General features: G+C 41.1%; 1 protein-coding gene. It reads left to right on the forward strand.

The window, feature by feature from the left end:
• Positions 1 to 862, forward strand: an 862-nt coding sequence (locus ACYVRH_RS14755) for a tyrosine-type recombinase/integrase (protein WP_461257614.1), incomplete at both ends; no start/stop codon positions are given.

Genomic DNA, 862 nt, shown 5'->3' on the forward strand with positions numbered 1-862 from the left:
TACTTCCGGGACCAAAGGAAATGCCGACTTTTGCTGAATTTTCCGCTTTGTTTTGGGATTGGGATAAAAGCGATTATTTGAAAGAACGGCGCAAGCGCCGAAACCTGACGCAATCTTATGCGGATAAAAATAAGGGCGTGGTAGAAAATATTTTAGTTCCCTACTTTGGGAAAATGAAATTGGACGCTATTACTGGTAAAGAGATTGACGCTTGGCTTGATTATCTGATTTCAAAAAAATATAAAAACTCAACGGCTAACGGCTTTTACGGTTCGTTGCAAACTATGTTGAAATGGGCGGTAAAAAAACACATTATCGAGCGAGACCCATTCAATGATGTGCAAAAACTGTTGCAAGAACAAAAAGAAAAAAAGATTATCACCCATGACGAATTTATGGCGTTGTTTTCTGACGATTGGAGAAAAGTCTGGAATAACGATTTTTTGATGTGTACTGCCCATAAGTTGGCGGCGTTAACAGGAATTAGGTGTTGTGAAATATTGGGATTAAAAGGCGAATATGTTTTTGATGACCATATTTATATTTGCGCCCAACATGATGAGGTGTACGGCTACAGGGAAACTAAAACGAAAACGAAACACCATATTCCGCTTGCCGATGAGGTTATTGCGGACTTGAAAAAACTGATGAGCGTAAACGGACAGGGTTTTGTGTTTTCGCTGACTGGCGGCGATAAGCCGATAAACAGAAACAGCCTTTACAGCGGCTTGATGAAGGCTTTGCAGAATATCGGCATAAGCGAAAAGGAAATAAACGAGAGGGGGCTTAATGTCCATGCGTGGCGGCATTTCTGCAATACGGAAATGTTAAAAGGCGGCTTGTCTGTCAAAAAAGTACAGGC

The sequence above is a fragment of the Treponema sp. R80B11-R83G3 genome, from assembly GCF_054786115.1.